The 19884-nt window shown below is 50.2% G+C and carries 16 protein-coding genes; 7 read left to right on the top strand and 9 right to left on the bottom strand.

The features are described 5' to 3' along the window. Positions 1-18 precede the first annotated feature (18 nt). Entirely contained in the window at positions 19-942 is a 924-nt protein-coding gene (locus DS731_RS20200; protein ID WP_119503005.1) for a carbon-nitrogen hydrolase family protein, read from the bottom strand. 245 nt (positions 943-1187) lie between these two features. Between DS731_RS20200 and DS731_RS20195 the strand changes: the two genes are divergently transcribed. Beyond that, the gene (locus tag DS731_RS20195; RefSeq protein ID WP_150154337.1) at positions 1188-2348 is read left to right on the top strand and encodes an ROK family protein; all 1161 of its coding nucleotides are present in this window, start codon (positions 1188-1190) and stop codon (positions 2346-2348) included. A gap of 22 nt (positions 2349-2370) precedes the next feature. Here the strand turns inward: DS731_RS20195 and DS731_RS20190 are convergent, their stop codons facing one another. Together DS731_RS20190 and DS731_RS20185 are read right to left on the bottom strand one after the other, a co-directional pair. After that, complete coding sequence (locus tag DS731_RS20190) at positions 2371-3876, bottom strand: DUF1593 domain-containing protein (protein WP_202980682.1); 1506 nt, start codon at positions 3874-3876, stop codon at positions 2371-2373. 85 nt (positions 3877-3961) lie between these two features. After that, positions 3962-4183 (bottom strand): DUF2945 domain-containing protein, encoded by a 222-nt coding sequence (locus DS731_RS20185; RefSeq protein ID WP_119503003.1) that lies wholly within the window; start codon positions 4181-4183, stop codon positions 3962-3964. A 162-nt stretch (positions 4184-4345) separates the two neighbouring features. On the opposite strand from DS731_RS20185, the gene tatA reads away from it, so the two are divergent. From tatA to DS731_RS20155, 6 genes are all read left to right on the top strand, one after another. Next, positions 4346-4588, top strand: a complete 243-nt coding sequence (tatA, locus tag DS731_RS20180) for a twin-arginine translocase TatA/TatE family subunit (RefSeq protein ID WP_119503002.1) — start codon at positions 4346-4348, stop codon at positions 4586-4588. After that, positions 4581-4949: a Sec-independent protein translocase subunit TatA/TatB gene (locus DS731_RS20175; protein WP_119503001.1), complete on the top strand. Its 369-nt coding sequence runs from the start codon at positions 4581-4583 to the stop codon at positions 4947-4949. Before tatA ends, DS731_RS20175 begins: the two co-directional genes overlap by 8 nt. After that, positions 4942-5727 (top strand): twin-arginine translocase subunit TatC, encoded by a 786-nt coding sequence (gene tatC, locus DS731_RS20170; protein ID WP_119503000.1) that lies wholly within the window; start codon positions 4942-4944, stop codon positions 5725-5727. The genes DS731_RS20175 and tatC overlap by 8 nt, the downstream gene beginning before the upstream one ends. Before the next feature lie 159 nt (positions 5728-5886). Further along, positions 5887-7311: an alkaline phosphatase PhoX gene (locus DS731_RS20165; RefSeq protein WP_119502999.1), complete on the top strand. Its 1425-nt coding sequence runs from the start codon at positions 5887-5889 to the stop codon at positions 7309-7311. A 77-nt stretch (positions 7312-7388) separates the two neighbouring features. After that, positions 7389-7940: a hypothetical protein gene (locus DS731_RS20160; RefSeq protein ID WP_119502998.1), complete on the top strand. Its 552-nt coding sequence runs from the start codon at positions 7389-7391 to the stop codon at positions 7938-7940. Between the two features lie 208 nt (positions 7941-8148). Then, the gene (locus tag DS731_RS20155) at positions 8149-9894 is read left to right on the top strand and encodes a cellulase family glycosylhydrolase (RefSeq protein WP_202980681.1); all 1746 of its coding nucleotides are present in this window, start codon (positions 8149-8151) and stop codon (positions 9892-9894) included. A gap of 50 nt (positions 9895-9944) precedes the next feature. On the opposite strand, the gene DS731_RS20150 is transcribed toward DS731_RS20155, so the two are convergent. The 6 genes from DS731_RS20150 to DS731_RS20125 form a co-directional block, all read right to left on the bottom strand. Next, positions 9945-10712 (bottom strand): DUF6445 family protein, encoded by a 768-nt coding sequence (locus DS731_RS20150; protein ID WP_150154335.1) that lies wholly within the window; start codon positions 10710-10712, stop codon positions 9945-9947. After that, positions 10664-12178 (bottom strand): glycoside hydrolase family 30 protein, encoded by a 1515-nt coding sequence (locus tag DS731_RS20145; RefSeq protein ID WP_119502996.1) that lies wholly within the window; start codon positions 12176-12178, stop codon positions 10664-10666. The genes DS731_RS20150 and DS731_RS20145 overlap by 49 nt, the downstream gene beginning before the upstream one ends. A 77-nt stretch (positions 12179-12255) precedes the next feature. Beyond that, positions 12256-14811, bottom strand: a complete 2556-nt coding sequence (locus DS731_RS20140) for a carbohydrate-binding protein (RefSeq protein WP_119502995.1) — start codon at positions 14809-14811, stop codon at positions 12256-12258. Between the two features lie 216 nt (positions 14812-15027). Then, positions 15028-16050, bottom strand: coding sequence for a cupin-like domain-containing protein (locus DS731_RS20135; protein ID WP_161599192.1), 1023 nt, complete (start codon positions 16048-16050; stop codon positions 15028-15030). After that, on the bottom strand, positions 16043-16762 hold the full coding sequence (locus DS731_RS20130) for a SapC family protein (RefSeq protein ID WP_161599191.1): 720 nt from the start codon (positions 16760-16762) through the stop codon (positions 16043-16045). Before DS731_RS20130 ends, DS731_RS20135 begins: the two co-directional genes overlap by 8 nt. Positions 16763-16863: 101 nt before the next feature. After that, positions 16864-19842, bottom strand: a complete 2979-nt coding sequence (locus tag DS731_RS20125) for a TonB-dependent receptor (protein WP_232373431.1) — start codon at positions 19840-19842, stop codon at positions 16864-16866. Positions 19843-19884: the final 42 nt, after the last annotated feature.

Here is a 19884-nt window from a genome sequence, read left to right as displayed (position 1 = left end):
CTTTCCGGAGCCTTGTTCTTATGACTTTGAATAAACCACCGATTTTTTCTCAGATTCATCAACCTGCAGGCTGAACACGTCTGGTCTGGCGTAATGGCCGTTTACGTCGAAGTCGTAGCGGGCGCGTTTTAAATCTTCAAGGTCAATGTCTGCGGTGATGAGACCTTCTTCGTTTTTAAGCGGCCCTGCCAGAATGTCGCCCATAGGGCTCACAATAACACTGCCGCCGGCAATTAACGGGCGTTGTGCGTCCCAGTTTTCTACCTTGATGCCTAATGCGTCCGGAGACGGTTGCACCTGACAGGCACTGACCAGAAACATTCTGCCTTCGTGAGCGATATGGCGCATGGAACATTGCCAGATCTCCCGCTCGTCCACGGTGGGCGCACACCAGATATCGACACCCTTGCCATAAAGCGCCATACGAAGCAGAGGCATGTGATTTTCCCAGCAGATTGCACCGGATATCCGCCCGGCTGAGGTATTGATGGCGGGCAGGGTGGAGCCGTCTCCCTGTCCCCAAATCAGGCGTTCAGTACCGGTGGGCATGAGTTTGCGGTGCTTTGCCGCCAGGCCATCTTCCGGCGTGAAATACAGGGAGGAACAGTAAAGCGTCGAACCCTGCTTTTCGATAACGCCAATGACCAGATTCGTATTCAGGCGCGCCGCCAAATCTGCCAGTTCATGGGTTTCCGGTCCCGGTACGGTAATGGCTTCATCAAAATATTGCTTAAAGGATTCTCTGCCTTCCGGTAAACGGTAGCCAAGACGGGTTCCGAAGATTTCTCCTTTCGGATAGCCGCCAAGCAAAGCCTCGGGCATCACCACTAAATCGGTTTGTGCTTCTTTAATAGCGTTTTCAAAACTGAGAATGGCCTCTAATGTCGCCTGAGTGCCCTGTGGTTTAGTGCCAATTTGCAAAGCCGATATACGCTTTTTCATGGAATTCCTTTACGGTGTTGAACAGAGAGATTGCCGGTTTATGTGATATGAATCATAGTACGCCGTTTCTCGGGAAAACAGGCACAGATGCTCAGCGCCATCGTAGATCAGATGAACTGAATATGAATTTCCGGTTTTGAAAAGCGGCGGATAAGGTATTCTAGGCTTACGCAGGTTTTTCGCCTGTTGCGTGGCTTGTGAAAACGGCCTTGTTTTAACTATAGACACTAGCGAAATATCAGCTTTTGAACGGAAAAAATAAAGTCGTCGCATTACTTCGTCAACAACCGTACTCGCGGGTAGCGCTGGCGCAGGCTACCGGTTTGGGTAAACCGGCGTTGACTAAAGTGACCAGAATGCTTGCTGAAGAGGGTCTTATTCGTGAGAACCCGGGGGCTGACACTGACTCCTCAGATCGTACAGGCAGGCCGGCAACAGAGTTGGCACTGAATGAGGGACATTACTTCAGTGTTGCAATGTACGTTTCGATTGAAGGTGTAAGTGCTTACTTGCAGGATGTTTCAGGAAAAGTGCACCGTTCTTTGAGTCAGCCATGGCAGGTATCATTTAAAGAAGGAAACCTGTTTTCCCCGTCTGTATTCTCCGCAAAGCTGCAGGCGCTGGTTGGATCACTATGCGCCGGCCATGGTATTGAAGTAAATGTACTTAAATCGTTATGTATTGCTACTCAGGGAAAAATAGCGCAGCACACCGGCATTATTTATCAGTCGCAATTACTGGATGAACAAAACGTGCCGCTGGCATCTATGTTAGAAGAAGCGCTGGGTGTGCCTGTGCATTTGTATAACATTGCCTGGTGCTCGACATTCTACTTCAACGCCTTTAATCAGTTTGAAGACAGCTATATAGCATTACTTCTGGGTTATGGTCTGGGCACCGGCATTTGCGTTGATGGCAGATTAATTGCCGGACCGGATGGCCTTGCTCCGGAAGTGAGCCACTTGACCTACGATAAACATGGTCCTGTGTGCTATTGCGGCGCCCTCGGTTGTGCTGAGCAGTACGTCACCTATAACGCGATTTTCGAGCAGGCTGAACAGGCCGGTATTACGCTGAAAGGCGCAACGCCTGTTGAAAAGCTGCACCATATCAGTGAATTGCTCAATGTAGGCAATCCGGCCATGCAGGCCATCATTAACCAGGCAGGGGATGTCCTCGGGTACATTGCCGTGCAGCTAATGGCCATGCTTGATGTGCGGCACATCTACTTAAACGGTGAAACGGCCATTCTGCACGAGTACCTGGGGGCCACCATCAAAGAAGCGCTTGAGCGTCATGGCAGTACCCAGGCCATTGCATCCCGCCTTGCTATCACTTATGAGCCGGATACTGACGTTGCAACGCGGGGCTTACTGGAATTAACGAACCGCAGCTTTTCAGTTTAGCTGCGGCCACGTTGCAGAATTATTATTCTCTGGTTTTGATGATGATTCGCCGGTAGCTGGTCAGTGCCGGTGTGCCGTTATCTGTTACTGCGAGAATAACGTGAGCTTCACCGCCATTATCACAGGGTACCGGCGTATCGTGCCACATCTCTCTGCATGCTTTAGTCACGGTGACTTCGCTTTTGCTGCCGGCATTTTTCAGTGAAAGTGCCGCCAGAGCCGGGGTGCCCGGCATGCCGCTGTAGCCTGCTTCTTCATAATGGAACCAGTGCCAGGACAGTTTATTTCCGTCAGGATCTTCTGTGGCAGAAGCGTCCAGAACCAGCGTCTCCCCCTGTTTAACATCAGCGTAAATCACCTCTGTGCCTGTGTTCCCGTTAACCGATACGACAGGATGGTGGTTTGCTTCCTCATAGGGCTTGATAGTCCAGTCCATGCGGGCTGCAAAATCATGCTGAAACTGCTCACGCCAGCGCCAGATGGTCGCATGATCAGAGACTATAGTTTCACCGTCTTTGCCTGTGACCGTATCGGCAGACGTGACACGGGGGAACCAGTCACCGCCCTGAGTCCAGATTGAATGCGTTTCTCCATAGGGTTGACGGTAGACATAGCGTCCTCCCCAGCCGCCCCAGGACGGACTGCGGAAACTGTTCAGTCCGTTAGCGGTTAATCCCAGAAAGGCCGGAGTGTCACCTTCCATAATGAATGCATATCTCAGGTAATGCTTGCCCAGCGGGCCTTTTTTACGGATGTTTTCTTCCAGCCACTCATTCGATACGGTGGTGAAGTCAGCACCTTTGCCGTTTTGATAATATTCATCGCCGGCGATACCTGTCCAGGTAGCGTAAGCATATTCACCGCCGTCGGGAGACGAAGGCTTTACGATATAGCTGACATCAGGAAAGTGCTTACGGATCCACGGGCCAGCATCATCCTGATCAGAAATAGAGTAAACGCGAAGCTTCTTTTCAAACGCTTTAAGTTCTGACTCTGAGCGGTTCGCTTTCACATCCATCAGTGCCTGCGCCAGCGTGTTTGCGCCACCCCACACTGTTACCCAAACCGGTCGCGGATCGTTTTTATCGACGGCGGCAATCAGCGCTTCAGAACCCGGGGACGATTGCCCTTTGCCTGTACTGGCCATGCCGTAGCCTGGCTGACCCACATTCACCAGACTTTGCAGATACGCTGCTTCCGGCCAACCGTCAGCATGTTTCATCAGGTTGCTGCGTACTTCGCCGTAAGCGGAAATTATACTGGCTATGGTGTCTGTTTCCCGCTTTTCTTTCTGCCAGGTCGACGTAGTTGCAATCAGGCCTTCAAGGTCCAGTTCATTGGAATAGGTCAGCAGGCGCACCATGGACATCTGATCGTCCGGCTCGTTGCCCATATCAGTGAAAACAAACACTCTGGGCTTGCCGGCAAATTCATCCACCGGCGGCGGTGTGTTACTGAGTGCATGAGAGCTCGCAAAAACCAGCAGCGCCAGACTGCTTTTCGATACAACAGAAATAAACCGTTTCAATGACAGGATCCTTATTCATCACAACACTGGAATTGTGACAAATAAGTTAATTTACTTGGTGAATTAATTCAATAAATAATCTCAACTAGTCAGTCGTTTTACTTAATTCACTATGAGATTTAAGCACTTCGCTGCCATCATCCTGCTCAATAAGGTAAGCCGGGTCACTTTCAGATGCATCACGTTTTACCTCTGAGCCTTTCAGGGTCAACTCAACCTCGCCGGTATATTTTTTTCGGATATTGCCTGAGGCCTTGCCGTTACCCCACTTCCATTCCACTTCGGTGTTAATCGCGTAATGTTTCACTGGTAATTTGCTCCGCTGTCAGATTTTTAGCACGTTGATACTTAAACGGGGGACAGGGCCCGGAGATCAACCGGCGGTCTCATCATATCTTCATCATTTCGTCACGTGGCAGTCACAGTTCCCGGACAGCATGGACATTCATACTGATAAAGGAGACGGGTAATGGGATTGAATATGTGGCAGATTTTACTGGTACTGCTAATCGTAGTACTACTGTTCGGTCGTGGCCGTATTCCTGCCTTGATGGGCGATATTGCCTCTGGTATCCGCAGTTTCAAACAGGGGTTGCAGGAGGAAGAACAAAAGCTGGATGCAGCAGCATCTGCCGGTCAGACAGAGTCAGAATCCACACAGTCCAATCGTGGATCAGAGCAACCGCTGAAGGCCGGTCAACCCCATGCTTGATCTTAGCTGGACTGAGCTCTTTTTCGTGGGTGTGCTGGCACTTATTATCATCGGCCCCAAAGATTTACCTGAGCTGTTTCAAATTTTCGGACGCTTTACCGCAAAGCTGAAGCGCATGTATGCCGGCATGCAGGGCAGCATGAATCAGCTTACGAAAGAAGTGAATATTGTGAACGGCAAAGCGCAACCGGGTGACGAAAGCTGGAAAGCGTTTTTGCCTGAAGATATCAGAAATCTGCCGGCAGATTTTACGCCGGGCTCAATGTCTGCAGAGCAACATGCTAAGCGCCGGAGCAAAATTGACGAGGCGCGCAAACAGGCTGATGTAGCGCGTAAGGCGAAGGAGCAGCGCAATGAATGACGAACAGATCAATAAGTCCACCGCGCCTTTACTTACTCACCTCATCGAGCTTCGTACCCGACTGCTTTACTGTCTGGCGTTTTTTATGGTGATGTTCGGCGCAGGCTACTATTTCTCTGCTGACATATACCATTTCCTTCAACAGCCATTGCTTCAGCAATTCGGTGAAGGCAGTGAGCGGAGAATGATTTATACCGGCTTGCAGGAGGCATTCTTTACTTACCTGAAGCTGGCATTTTTTACTGCTCTGTTTTTCTCGGTGCCGCTAATTCTGATCCAGGTCTGGCGATTTCTTGCTCCGGGTATGTATCAGCACGAAAGAAAAGGTTTTTTGCCGCTGTTTATTATGACCCCGGTTTTGTTTATCGCCGGCGCTGCTCTTGCGTTTTACGTGGTGATGCCGATGGCATGGCAGTTTTTTATGAGTTTCGAAACCGCAGGTGGTAATGAGGCCATCAGAGTCGAACTGGAAGCAAAAGTCAGTGAATACCTGTCGCTGGTGATTAAGCTCATTCTGGCATTCGGATTGAGTTTTGAGTTACCGGTATTTCTGTTGATCCTGGCTAAAACCGGCATGGTAACGGCAGAAACCTTAAGACACTACCGGCGCCACGCTATTGTGCTGATATTCCTTGTCGCTGCTTTTATTACACCACCTGATTTAATTTCCCAGATAGCACTGGGTACGCCCATAGTGTTGCTTTATGAAGTATCTGTTTACCTTGTTGCTATGACAGAGCGGCGGGCACAGGCGGCGCAGGAAGCTGCTGAAATATAAGTTAAAAAAATCTGTCACGAACATGTAGCCTGCTCGTCAAGAAAATGGCGTCTGAGTGTCATTTTTGCTCAGTAGATTGGTTCCCCGCAAGACCGGATGTTGTCCCCTTTCAGAGGTCGGGGTTCCTACTTCTAAAACCAATCGAACAGGTGCAAAAAAATGTCTAAAGAAACAACTGGGATGATTCTGTCCGAAGCGACGGTTAACCGTCGTGATTTTGTAAAAGGCGGTTCTGTTGTTGCTGCCAGTACAGCACTGGCATCGCTTTCTGCCAAGGCTGCGACTCTGCCATTTTCTTCTTCTTACGGCCCCCTGAGCATGAAAGCCTGTAAAGCGACAGGTCTGGAGTTGCTGGCTTTACCGGACGGCTTTGAATATACCTCTTACGGCTGGACAGGTCAGATCCAGTCTGACCGTAACCCGACACCAACCGACCATGACGGTATGGCAGTGGTTGCTGCAAAGCAAAATATTGTATGTCTGGTTCGTAACCATGAGTTAAGCGAGGGCGAAGGCCATAAATGTGACCCTGTGGGCGGCCGTGGTATCTATAATCCGGCGCAATATGGCGGTACTACCAACCTGATGTTTGATGTAGTAAATGGTAAGTTCCTGTCTTCCTACAACAGCCTTGGCGGCACAATCCGTAACTGTGCTGGTGGCTCCACACCATGGGGTTCGTGGTTATCCTGTGAAGAGACCTTCCAGGTTGCTCAGGGCATTTATCACGGCTATATCTTCGAAGTTCCGGGTTTTGGTGTATCAGACGGTCAGCCAATCCGTGAGATGGGTCGCTTTACCCACGAAGCTGTGGCAGTGGACCCGGCAACAAGCTTTGTCTACATGACAGAAGACACGGGCACTTCGGCATTTTATAAATTCGAACCTGCAGGCCAGTGGGGTGATCTGAAATCAGGCGGTACGCTTTACGCAATGGTGCTGGATAACACACCACGTGTTGACCTGCGTGGCGGACTGGTTGAAGGCTCAACCTACAACGTAAGCTGGCAGGAAATCCCTGATCCGGACGCGTTCAGTGAATCCTGTTTCAGTCAGGCCAGCGACGCTGCCATCATTCTTCGCGGTGAGGGTTGCTGGTATGACGACGGTAAAATCTACTTCGTTTCTACTTCAGGTGGCGCAGCCGGTCTGGGACAAATTTTCTGTTTCGACCCCCGTCGTCAGCAACTCACGGTTGTATTTGAATCTACCAGCACGTCAGAAGTCGATGGTCCTGACAATATTGCTGTCAGTCCCCGTGGCAGCATCCTGATGTGTGAAGACGGTGGCTCTGATCCCAAGCGTCTGGTGGGCTTAACGCAAAGCGGCGAAACCTTCACGTTCTGTGAAAATCGCATGGAGCTGGATCAGGGTGATCTTGCTGTTATCGACAACATTTACCCCGGCGTTTCAGCCAACTTTACCGATAGCGTGGGCACCAGCACAGATGGTTCTGCCCGCCGCAGCTTTACCAGTCGTGAGTGGTGTGGTGCATGTTTCTATGGCCGCTGGTTATTCGTGAATATCCAGTCTCCGGGTGTCACGTTCGCGATTACCGGCCCGTGGGAAAACGGCGCACTGTAAGCCGGAATAAGCATAAAAATTTAATAAAACAATACGGGGGCACGTTGCTGCCCCTTTTCAGACTTTAAGGAATAAACATGAAAGCACTGGTATTTTTAGCATCAATGTTACTCGCTGTTCAGGCGAATGCAGCCATTATGAACCTGAGTATTCCGGGTACGGCAAGCGGCTCTCTGAGTGACGAAAGCGGTTGGTTAAACGGTGATACTTCAGCAATTGATTTTTACACGTTCGAATTATCTGCTGACACTGAACTGAGCTTCTCACTGGATACACTTATTACATCAATGGGCATGAGCCTGTATTCAGGCGAACTGGCGACAGATCCCGGTTTCCTGTTTGATAATGCAGGTGACTTCTCTGATTTCTGGGGTAGCAGCTTAACGTATATCACTGGTACCGACGCTTTTGTCCCTGCGGCAGGAACTAATGACCTGGATGCGGGATTACTTACAAGTGGCTGGTACACGCTGGCTGTAGGTGGGAATGAAGGTTTCAGCTTTGGTTCATTCAGTTACACGCTGAATGCAGACGCAGTGACCACCACTGTTTCAGAGCCGTCCACGTTTGTTGTTGCACTGATGATGCTGGCAGGATTGTGCTGGACACGCCGTCAAGGTCGCAACTAAACGCGGCTTTCGGTAAATTCAAAAGGGCGCTCAGCGCCCTTTTTTTGTGTCTGCGATTAAACGTTTGCCTGAAAGCAAACCGCAATCAGAACGTTCGGATTGTACATTTTGCTGCTCTGTCGAACGCATGCTTGTAACTAAGTTGTTAATTTCATGATGCCTGCACTGGCGCAGGTTATTCCCGATAAAATAAAAAGCAGGATATCCAATGAAAATAACAACTTTACATGAATCCGGTCCGTCATTACTGACAGCGGCTTTCCCCCGCAAACTGAAGAAATTTATACAGCACGCCACCTGCGGTGCGGTTATCGCGTTGAGTAGCACGCATATGGCCCATGCGAATTTTGTCAGCACTCAGGGTAATAAAATCGTTGATGAGCAGGGTAACGAACTGTTTCTGAGTGGTATCAACCTGGGGAACTGGCTGGTTTGGGAAGGCTATCTGATGATGGGCGACTTCAATTACCGTACTCATACACAGTTTTTCAATGAACTTGCCGGCGCGCTGGGCAGTTCTGATAAAGCTGCAGAGTTTGAGTATCAATGGCGCCTGAATTACGTGGATGAACAGGCAATAGCCGATTTGAAAGGCCTGGGGTTTAATTCAGTACGGGTTCCGTTTAATTACAACCTGTTCTGGTGGAATAATCAGCTCCGTGACAATGGCTTTGAGTATTTTGACCGGTTAATTGAATGGTGCAGAAAATACGACATGTATGTGTTGCTCGACATGCACGGCGCTCCCGGCTATCAGAATCCGGGTGATCATGCTGACAATGTTAACTCCAATGCCAGTCAGCCCCGCGATTCTGTAACGTTCTGGGATGGCAATAACGTGCAGATTGCAGCCACCATCTGGCGTCATATTGCGAACAGGTATAAAGATGAACCTGTGGTGTGGGGGTATGATCTGATTAACGAGCCGGTGCCGCAGGATGGTCGGGAGTACGAACTGCTCCCTTCGTTTATCGCAATGCGAAACGCCATAAGAGAAGTGGACAACAACCATATCATTGTTGCTGAGGGCAGCTGGTGGGGGTCTGATCTGTCAAAAATTGACTGGAGTAACGGTGATACGCAGGCGCGTACCGGCATTAACTACAAATGGGACGATAAGCTGGTTTACCAGATCCACCATTACGGCCCGGTCGCTGATACACAGGGACGTGAGAACATCACAAATAATCTGAATATTCCTCTTATTATCGGAGAATACGGGGAAACAGATAACGGTAACTTGCTGGCCATCACCAACTGGGCAAAGCAAAATCTGGCGGGTTATTTCCCCTGGTCATTTAAGAAAATGTCCCACGACCGCACTTTGTGGACCATCCCCACGAACAATGCTTATGAGCAGGTGAAAGCCTACATCAACAACGGTGGCACGCCACCTGTCCATCTGTATGACGCAATGATCGCCTTTGCACAAAACAATGTGCGTAACGGGCATGCCAGTCACACGTGGCATCAGGATTTTTACGACGGAGTAAAACCTGATGTGACCACGGCAAGTTGTAACAGCAGTGGCAGCGGCGCTCTGGCAAACGGAACGTACATTATCAGCAATGTAGCCAGTGGCCGTGCCATGGATGTGGCAAATGTCTCTGTTGCAGACGGCGCTAATATTCAGGTGTGGGATAACTTCAACGCTGCGAACCAGCGTTGGCAGGCCGTAGAAGTTGGCAGTAACGTGTATGAATTTATCAGTCAGAACAGTGGTTCTTGCTTAGATGCAGATAACGGCTCGGATAACGTACATCAGTGGTCGTGTTTCGGAAGTGATAATCAGCGCTGGGCGCTGCAACCGCTACCAAACGGTTCGTTCAGGGTATGTTCTGTTGCCGGTCAGTCAGCACTGGAGGCTCAGGGAACAGGTAATGGCGCAAATGTAAGAACTGCCGCTGCAACGGGCGGAGACAGTCAGTCCTGGTGGTTCTCTCCGGTACAATAGCAGGATGATTATCAGGGCCTGCCGGACAATACGCGGGCCCTGATAAGTGCTCAGTTTACTCCGGCGAAAATATTAACGGTTAAGCGTCCGGAAAGCGGGGAAGTGTCCAGGTCAGTGCCGGCGTCGATCAATCCTGAGTGCAGCAATGTACCGGGATAAATGAGTAAACGGTTCGGGCGGTAGTCTATTTTTCCCATCAACGTATACTCATCGTTTGAATGGTGAAAATAGTCCTGTTTCCGGTGACCGGTTTCTGGCGTATAAGATGTCCGTGCTGCTTCAAAGTCCGGCCATCTGTCCGGCGTAATATTTTCAAAACCGGTTGGATTATGCCGGTAAAATCCTGTTCCCTGAAAGCTGCGCCGGCCTGCATACAGCATAATGGCGAAGTCGGTTTTATGTTGTGAGTCGAAGTGAGGCACACATTGCAAAGGATGCAGTTCCTTAGCAGGCGTGCTGGCAATGCTTATCCAGGAACCCTGGTCAGCCAGCTTTTCATGATCAGCAAGGTGATATGCCTGCTTAATCACCCCTGTGGTCATTTGCAGTAACGCTTCCCTCAACACATCAGGGCAACGCGCCCGGACGCCGGGATACCAGGTGGCGCTTTCCTGTTCGTAGGTTAATTCTGCTGCCATGTCCTGCACGGCAGCAAGCTCTGAGAAAGCATCGTCTATCAGCACAACACGGGTTTTCTCGTGACCAATTTTCAGGATATGACATTTAGCCTTATGATTAAGCTGCAGACGATGATTTTGCACAGGTAAACCTACCACTTCACTGTCGCTATGCTGTTCGCCGGCACAATGATTTGCCATACCTTGTCATGTAATGCGAAGGACAAAGTTTGCTCTGTGTCATTGGGATTGGTAGCAATGGCCACCACAGAGCCGTCGGGATTCTGAAACGCGACGTTTTCCATATGGTTGATGGTCTCCGGTGATGAGCCTATGCGGACGGCCCCCCGCCGGATGAACTTAGAAAACTGTCCGGTGAGCCAGTATTCAGGCGTTTTGTACCAGTTATTGCTGTCACCTTTTTCCTGGATGAGCATGGTGGGACCAACGACCCCCAGCTTGTTGTAGGGACCCTGATTAGCTTCATCCACCTTCTGCGGCAGCATAGTTACCCAGGAAATGTACGCTGTAGACCAGTGCCGGAAATGCCTGATAACTGACTGAAAGCCCCTGTTCAGATTGTCATCACCCACACCCCATACACTGCCTTCCGTGAAAATAACATCTTTTTGCGGATGCGCCTGATGAACACTGGCCATGGCCGACGAGTCTCCGGCGTAATGGTGAAATGCCGTGCCGTCGATGTAGTGATAGAGCCCTTTTTCAAGGAAGTCATCAAGCTGGGTAACCGCTTGCTGCCAGTAGTCAAAATTATGATCAAGCGTCCACAGTTTCACGTTCAGTTCATCTCCATGGTGCTGATTTACATTGTGGAAGTTGTGATACACAGCAATTAACAAGTCCTGTTCCTGCTGCCAGGACAGTACCATGCCCGGATAGGCGGGTGGTTCAAATTGCCGTTCGTTCTGCAAGGTCAGGGCATGAATGGGGATCCCTTCAGCCGCATAAGCTTCGATGAACTCACGCAGATATTGTGCGTAAGCTTCGTAAAACTCAGGTTTCAGCGTACCGCCCTGTACCATATCATTGCGCTCCCGCATCCAGCGGGGCGGGCTCCACGGGCTGGCCACCAGTTTCACCGGATTATGCGTTTCATTCCCGGTTTCTATGGCCATCTGAAGCGTGTCTGTAATGCCAAGCTCAATATTGCGCTGAATAGAGAACGTACTCTCCGGTGTATCCTGAAAACTGTACCAGCCTTTCTCATTGTCCGGTGAGGTTTCAGCATAAGTGCCGTCTGAGAAGTCTGATGTCCCTATGCTGATCCTGAAGAGATTCAGACCAATGCCATTCACCGGGTCGATGAGTGCAGCAAGCAGTGCCTTCTGCTCTGCCTGTGTCTTATTTTTGCGGATTGCATACACGGTGGAATGCTCCAGCGATGCGCCAATGCCCAAAATGCGCTGATATTGCTGTTCAGGGTCCAGTACGATCAGGTCTTCGGCATCCGTGCGGCTTACAGCCTGCACCGGTAAATTATCAAGACGGCGGGGCACCGCCTCTTCCGGCCAGGGCTCGCTGTACCACTGCTTGTCGTTAGGATGCCACTCAGTGGAAACAACGGCCTGAGGTGCTGAATGGTTTGAAGTATTTCCGCAGCTGACTAAAAGTCCTGCTACGGCAATGAAGAGAAGCAATCGATGCATAGTAATAAAAAATCCCGGTTAAATAAAAAAGCCGGTAAGCGCGCGGAGCTTACCGGCAACAGGGTCAAACTAAGGGCTTAGTTTGCTGTAAACTCCATCCAGTTCAGGTTCCAGGCACCGCCAAGTGCGGTAAGCTGAAGTTCCTGTTCACCGGCTTCCAGTGTGACGGTGGTCGATATAGTCGCCCAGTTCTGCCAGTCTCCGGTGTCTGAAACGGCTATGCTGCCAACGCTGTTTCCGTTCATTGTGAATGCAATGCCTTCAGAGCCTCCTGAACTTGCTACCCGCAAAGTAAGTGTGTACTCGCCAGCCTGTGTCACATTAACATTGTAAGTCAGGGTATCACCGGCGTCGGTGTAGCCCAGATTCTGGCCGCCACCTTCATCCTGCGTATCTTCAACCTGGAAGCCTGATTGTCCGCTGAAGTGCTCGGCTTCAATACGGCCGGGGATATCAGCATAGAAAATTTCAGTGGCGACTTCGTTTGACGGGTAACTTTCTTCGCCGTTACTGGCGGTAACGATGTAGTAGTAAGTCACTCCTTCTGCGGTGGTGTCATCCAGATACATTTCTGTATCCAAATTTTCAGCAATCAATTGATAATTGCTGCCAGAGGAGGTTGTGCGGTAAACGTTGTAAGTTGCATCACTCACATTCATCCAGACCAGACTCATTCCTGCTTCCGTTTTCTCCAGAGTCAGTGACTGCGGGGCATCAGGAAAATTGAAAATACTGGCCGGTTCACTGGCCGTGAGTGCATCGTATACGCTCTGGTTAATCTCGTATTCGATTGTGGACATTTCTTCAAAATAAGCTTCAATGGCTTCTTTTGAATCGTTATTCAGATCGATTTTAGTCATGGCGGCGGCGCTGATATCCTGGCCATTTTCAGGCGGTGCGGGTAACAGGTAAATCTCAGCCCACATATCAGCAGAATTCACATCGGCAAAGGTTCCGCTTAGCAGGTACGATTCGCCACCTTTTAATTCAACGGCCTGGTAGACACCGCCATTTGAGAAACCCTCTGTGGCTGAAAGGCGCAGAACGTTTTCATCACCACTGGCATATCCCACTTCAACGCTGAGGTTATCATCCTGAGGGCTTGTATTGGTGCCGCTCCATTCTATCCAGTCTGCAGCAGTGTCAAAGGCACCGTTTGAAAGTACATCTTCACCATCGGACTGAGCAATCAATTGCAGATTATCGAACTGCACATCATGTTGCCCGCCCAGCGCTCCGGATTTAACGATCAGATAGAACGTCTGGTCGGTATCTGTGGGCGTTACTATTTTCGCCGGTGTCTCGCATGCTTCAGCCAGCGTGGAATTCCAGTCGTCGCACGTCCAGGTGGTCGCTTTGGCAAGCAGGCGTTCGCCTTTATTGGTCACATAGCCCCAGGTACCGTTGCCCTGACCGCCATTTGTGCTGAGTACTTTGTAAGACCAGGCCGTCGCCGCCCAGCTGAGAGAGTTATACCGGTCGAATGTGGCCCGGGTTACCGGACCACCCAGTTCGCCAAGGCCGGCCCAGGGCTGCATTTCACCAATCAGAAACGGGGTATCGAGCTGGCGGATTTTTTCATCCCACTCGCACACGCCGGTCGTGCCGTTTTGTCCGCATGTAAGCCAGTCGCGGTGCACGTCGTAGCCAATTTCTCCCCAGCCAAAGATGCCGGGATAAAAATGCATTTCAAAAGCGACGTTCGTCATTCCGGCTGCTTCCGGGTCGCCATAGGCATCAATGCCGCTGTTGTGACCCGGTAGAATGACAACATGGGTCTGGTCGACTTCACGGATGGCGTTGTAAAGCTCTGTCACATTGGTAGCCAGGGTTTCTGCGTCAGTTCCCCATGGTTCATTTAATACGCCGTAACCCGCAACAGCCGGTTCATCTTTATAACGGGTAGCGATTTGTTGCCAGAGCCAGCGGGTACGGGCCTGATTTTCCTCAACGTTGTCGCCTTCCCAGTACTCATTTTTACCGGCGCAGCCACTGTGGTGCTCCCATCCCTGTGCGCCTGCCGCGCCGTGTAAATCCAGGACAACCCACATATTCCGCGACTTTGCTTCAGCGATGGCATAATCAAGATATTGCCAGGCGTCATCCCGCAGTGTCATAGGGTTCGCGTCGTCTTCGATAAGTTGATAGGGGAAGGGTAAACGAATTAAATTGAATCCCGCTTCCTGCATGATGTCCCAGTCCCGATCTGTGATGTAATTATCGCGGTATACATCCATAAGACGGGCTTTTTCTTCCTGCCCGAAGCGGGCATCCAGGGTAGCTTCAAATGTACACTGATCTTCAATACCTTCACCCACAGGATTCTCGCCACTGTCGAGCATCCACATTTCCATCATTAACCAGTTGCCCAGGTTAACACCCCGGAGAGAGACAATTTCGCCCTGTGCATTCATCCACCGTTCGCGATCTTGTTTCAACAGACTGTACTGCTCATCACCTGTTGACGGTTGAGGTGGGGCAAAGTCATAAACGGTTTCACCATTATGGTCATCAGCGTCGCTGGCTTCATCCAGACCACCACAGCCTGCCATGTTCAGTGCCAGTCCGCTTAAGGCAATAAGCTGTGCAAGTTTGGTAAGCGTAAACTTATTCTGTTTATTTGTTGTTTTCACCGGTTCTCTCCGAGTTGCTCCATTGGGTTTGTCGATGCGCTTGATTCAACAAGTTTGCAACAAGGAGTTAACCAAAATCCGCTTTAAGAAGATTCCGCATGGGCGCGAAAATGCCAATCAGAACGTTCGGATTAAGGTCAGAACGCCCGTACAGGCGTGAAAATACGCAAACCTGTGCATTTTCTCTGAGGCGGTGTAGATCAGGGGAATTCAGTTTTAACGCTGTAGTGATTGCAGCAATAAACTTCTTAACTGGCGGGCGCGATCTTCATCCATTTCACCCAGTATGCCTCTGGCTGAAGGCGGGATGTGATCGGAGGCGTTGGCGTCATCATTGAAAACATAGTGGTTAAATATGTCCTGCCAGATTTGCTTTTCACTGGCAGGTAAACCGGCAATGCTGAGCAGCGCATGATGGAGAGCGTGAACGGGGGCGTCAGCATATGCAGGTGTGGTGCGCCACCAGTAGTTTACCAGCACATTAAACGGAGCCAGAGCTTCCACTTCATGCCACCACATTGACGGAACAAACAGTGCATCACCCGGGCTGAGTTCTGCGACAAGCCCATGTTGTAATGCCTGTTTAAATAGCGGATAGCGGTCATGATCGATGTTATGCAGGTCAACCAGACTTACCGGCTGTCCGGAAGGTGTGAAATCGAGGGGGCCAATGTATAAATGTGGCGTTTGTGACGGCGGAAATAATGTAAATTTACGCCGCCCGGCCACGCAACAGGCAATATTCAGCGGTAAGTCCTGATGAATAGCAACACGAGTACGGTTTCCGACCCAAAGTCCGTTTCTGACATTGCCGGATGGAACGGGAACCGGCGGGTTTTGCGCGCTAAAGCCCGGCAAATAGTGCTGTAAATGCGTGCCACCGATATACATGCCGGGAGGCGCATTCAGTTCAGTTGATTCAAGCAATTTCTTTAAAAACAGGCCCAGATCAGCTGCCACCTTTTCAAAGTTAAATCCCGTCATGTCTTCATTGTAAAAGAAACGTCCCCGGGCGCTGGGGTCGGCGAAGAAAAACCCCATGGGTTCGCCGGTGTAAAACTGTAAAAGATGCCCGCACAGCGACCGGTCACTGTTCCGGCTATGTTCAACAGCCGGCCAGTGTTCAACGTAATTATTTAATTTAACCGGTACGCTGTGGTTCAATAGCCAGTCCGGAAGCGGACTGCCGGGAGGCAGTGTGACAGTCTCGCAGTGAGGTAACGCCGGTGAACTATTCACGCTCACGGGCCTGCTTTCTGTCGATGAGATCAGCAAAGTTCGCCTGACTGGCAATCACGAAATGAATCAGCTGAAGTATTCCTGCTTTGTGTAAATCTACGACCACATCATCTGCCAGTTCCCGCAATTTATCTTCATTGATGGTGTAGTAACCTGTCAGCCGGTGTTTTTCACCGTTCGCGAGTGACACATCAAGGAAGAAGCTTTCGAGTAATTCGTGTCGCTCAAGCGTGTTGATAAAATACTGCGTTTCCTCCTCTTTCTCCTGAATCGCACAAAGAATGTCAGTCATGCGTTGCAAATATTCGCTGTGCCCTCCGTGATCTAAGAATAAGGGTTCTCCTTCAATTTCACTGAGTTTAGGGCTGCCTGGATCGACCAGCAGAACTGTTTGTCGCTCTGCGTTTTCACCGGCAGGGCGCTGCCCGATTAAAAACGGTTGCCGTTCTATCATCAGGGGAACGGTTTTAGCGTCCCAGCCGGTATCGCTGAGATATAAGTTTTCATTTTGCTCCAGACCCAAAAGGACAACCGCATGAAAGCCTTGCTGTTCGTCTTTGTAAAAAACAATAGGATATTCATGCTGCAAACTTCTGAATTCGAAAGGCTGCACACGGGCAATCATGGTGGATTCATTGGTTTGTGTTGAATGGGAAGGGATAACACGTAAGTGTTTGTGGGTGACATTGTTTAAAGCAACGGGCGTGGCCATTGTGCCTCCTTTTACTTTGCTGTTAAACGCAAAAAGCTGCACGAAGAGCAATGTGGTTGGGGGGATGCTCTTCATGCAGCGCAGGGCGCTGTTATTATTATTTAAAAGGTATACCGCATACCTAAGTTATAACGCGGTGACGACTGTCTCAGGTTGATCAACATTTGTTCATGACGACCGTGCTGACGCTGATATTCGTTAGTCAGGTTGATGCCTTCCACGAATACGGTGAGGTTTCCGGTTACGTCGTAGCTCATGTTAACGTCCCACTGGCCGTAGGCTTCAGTGTAAACCGGGTTATCACCGGAGCCGTCGCCAATCCACGCAAGGAACTTGTCCCGCCAGTTATAAGCAACACGTACAGACAACTTATCGTTTTCATAAAATGCGATAAAGTTTGCTGAATCGCTTAAGCCGGTCAGGGCATATTGCGGCTCCATAGACGCGTTGTCGTAGTAGAGATCGCCGTCTACCATCGTACCGTTCACGTTTACGCCGAAGCCGCTGTCCCAGAACATATGCTGTATGGCGACTTCCCAGCCATTTACATTGTTATCGCGCTGGTTGAAGGGGATGTTAATTTCAAATTGTGCCAGGTCATCTTCAGGGCTGGCATCAATAACCACATCTCCGTGCTCGTTCAGATACACATTCGGATCGCTGTCTAAATAGTTTTCCAGTATGTACTGACGAATTTCAGCGTTACCGGTGAAACCGGCTGCTCTTGCGGCATCTGCCCGCGGGCCCTGGGCGGGGTTACGTAAATCAAACGCAGTTTCTGTAATAGTGCGTCTGCCCACAAAGTTGGTTACGTCTTTATTGAACCAGCCAACTGCAGCATAGCTGGCCTCATCGTAATACCACTCCAGCGACAAGTCGTAGTTAGTGGATTCCAGAGGCAGCAGTGCCGGGTTACCGCGGGAACCTGAACCCTGAATGGTGGTGATCTGGCCACCAAGGGTTTTACCTCCCTGCATGTCACCGTAACCAGGCCTTGAAATCGTCTTACTGAAAGACGCGCGGGCGACCACATCGTCGGTCAGATCGACTTTAAAATCGATGCTGGGCAGCCAGTTATCGTATTCCCCTGACTCATCAGTAAAGACGGATTCGCCGGTGGGTTGCAATACCAGCTCGTTGGTACTGCTCCAGGAGATACCGTCGTAGCTTGGTACCAGCGCAGACGCGCGGGTTTCTGTTTTCTCGTAGCGCACACCGGTGATAATTTCTGCCGGCATATCGCCTATGTCGAATACCATATTTGCCTGCACATAAACCGCCTGCATTTTTTCATCGGTATAGCGATCCGTTGTGTAATTCGTGCCACCGCAGAAACGCGGACCACAAGGCCACTCCGTGTCATTCTCGTTGTAGAACGTGGCCGCGGTATATTCGGCAATCTGCTCAAAATCCCAGTCGATATAGTAGGGTTCCAGATCCGGGTCGGCATGGCCTGCAATGTTGTCGAACATGTCGCCTAAAGAACGCTGGGTAAACCAGCTGTCTTCCCAGTCTTCCGGCTCACCTACGCCACTCCATGTACCGCGGGTAGCACTGGCATATTTTGAGTGGTTATTGGTTTCTGTCTGGGCGATACCAAAATCAATACTTTCGATGATGCCGGCATCAAAATAATATTTACCGCCGGCCTGAATTTGCTCCAGATCAGTACGCTCGTGGTTATTACCAAAGTTACTGCCTGCACCAATCATGTCTTCCGGCTCGAAACCGTCAACACCTTCAGGGTATTCAATGCTCAGTACAGGCAGTACCTGAGAAAAATCTACCGTGGTGCGGATACGGTTATTTGAAATCATTGCCAGTGAGCCCCAGCTGCCGTAAGGGCTGTTGGGTTCGTGCTTAGCAGAGGCGTCGTGATAATCCAGCTCCACCACCAGGTTGTCGTTGACCTGATACTCTAAATTTAAGCCAATAGAGTTATTGGTATTTTTGGTTGCTGAAAATCCCCGTCCGGAATTGATGCCGGTACCTGTACCTCTGGCTGCGTCAGCGCTGTAGTTGTCTGTATCCTGATATTGGATGGGGTAAGAAATCCCTTCTTCATTGGGCTCAGACCAGACCATTGTGGCGTTATTGTAGTTGAACGAGAACCAGGTCGACATATCGGTCAGTTCCCGGTCAATACTGCGTTCAGAGTAGGTATAATCCAGCCTGGTTTTCAGTTTATCCGTAGCCTGATATTCCAGCGTTAGCTGGCCATTAATACGGGTACGGTAAGCTTCATTAAATTGATACACCAGGTTTTGAGGGACAGCATAGGTGATACCATCAGCTGGTTTATTCAGGTATGAGTTGTCAGGATCTTCTGCCGGCAAATTACCCCAGCCACCTTCATCCTGACCGGAAATAAACGAGCGCCATCCGGATGCTACGGAAGCGTTGCTGTTACCGCTGTCACGTTTCTGGTAACTGCCTGTCAGCGCAATACCGAATTTGTCATCCATAAAGGTTTCTGAGTACAGACCCGAGAATTCAGGCGTCCACTTATCACCTTTTTGTGTTGAATCGTCATTCACTGCTTTAAAGCCAAAAGTGGCCTGACGACCCGGGTTCGCCAGCGGACGGGGAGTGATAATGTTTACTGTACCACCCAGACCACCGGTGGCGATGGAAGCCCGCCCGGTTTTGTAAACTTCCACTGTACTCACCCCTTCTGAAGCCAGATCAGCGAAGTCAAAAGAGCGGGTCGGCGTTGGCATCTGCCGGCCATTTAACAGTACCAGGTTCCGGTCAGCGCCAAAGCCACGGATAGTGACACGACTGCCTTCGCCGTCTGAGCGGTCAATTGATACACCAGTGATCCGTTGAAGTGACTCAGCCAGATTGGTGTCCGGGAATTTACCGATATCTTCTGCAGAAATAGCTTCGACGATACCCTCACCCGAGCGCTTTAAATCCATGGCGCGAATCATACTGCCACGGATACCGCTAACTTCGATAACTTCTACATTATCGTCAGTCGCTGCTTCCTGAGCCTGTGTGCTGGTGATCATCGCCGAACCCAAAACAAGAGAAACCGATAAGGCAATCCTGTTCTTATTAAAGGGGCGAGTTTTCATTATTTTCTCCCTGCGATAGCTTTTGAGTTGTGCCCGTTTTGC

It is taken from the genome of Alteromonas sp. RKMC-009 (assembly GCF_003584565.2).
GTDB lineage: Bacteria > Pseudomonadota > Gammaproteobacteria > Enterobacterales > Alteromonadaceae > Alteromonas.
Note: the sequence above shows the minus strand (reverse complement) of the source record. Positions and strands in the feature narration are given on the sequence as shown.

Coding starts and splice junctions, on each gene's coding strand:
- DS731_RS20200 (WP_119503005.1), bottom strand. CDS start 942: ATGAAAAAGCGTATATCGGCTTTGCAAATTGGCACTAAACCACAGGGC.
- tatA (WP_119503002.1), top strand. CDS start 4,346: ATGGGATTGAATATGTGGCAGATTTTACTGGTACTGCTAATCGTAGTA.
- DS731_RS20175 (WP_119503001.1), top strand. CDS start 4,581: ATGCTTGATCTTAGCTGGACTGAGCTCTTTTTCGTGGGTGTGCTGGCA.
- tatC (WP_119503000.1), top strand. CDS start 4,942: ATGAATGACGAACAGATCAATAAGTCCACCGCGCCTTTACTTACTCAC.
- DS731_RS20165 (WP_119502999.1), top strand. CDS start 5,887: ATGTCTAAAGAAACAACTGGGATGATTCTGTCCGAAGCGACGGTTAAC.
- DS731_RS20160 (WP_119502998.1), top strand. CDS start 7,389: ATGAAAGCACTGGTATTTTTAGCATCAATGTTACTCGCTGTTCAGGCG.
- DS731_RS20155 (WP_202980681.1), top strand. CDS start 8,149: ATGAAAATAACAACTTTACATGAATCCGGTCCGTCATTACTGACAGCG.
- DS731_RS20150 (WP_150154335.1), bottom strand. CDS start 10,712: ATGGCAAATCATTGTGCCGGCGAACAGCATAGCGACAGTGAAGTGGTA.
- DS731_RS20145 (WP_119502996.1), bottom strand. CDS start 12,178: ATGCATCGATTGCTTCTCTTCATTGCCGTAGCAGGACTTTTAGTCAGC.
- DS731_RS20130 (WP_161599191.1), bottom strand. CDS start 16,762: ATGGCCACGCCCGTTGCTTTAAACAATGTCACCCACAAACACTTACGT.
- DS731_RS20125 (WP_232373431.1), bottom strand. CDS start 19,842: ATGAAAACTCGCCCCTTTAATAAGAACAGGATTGCCTTATCGGTTTCT.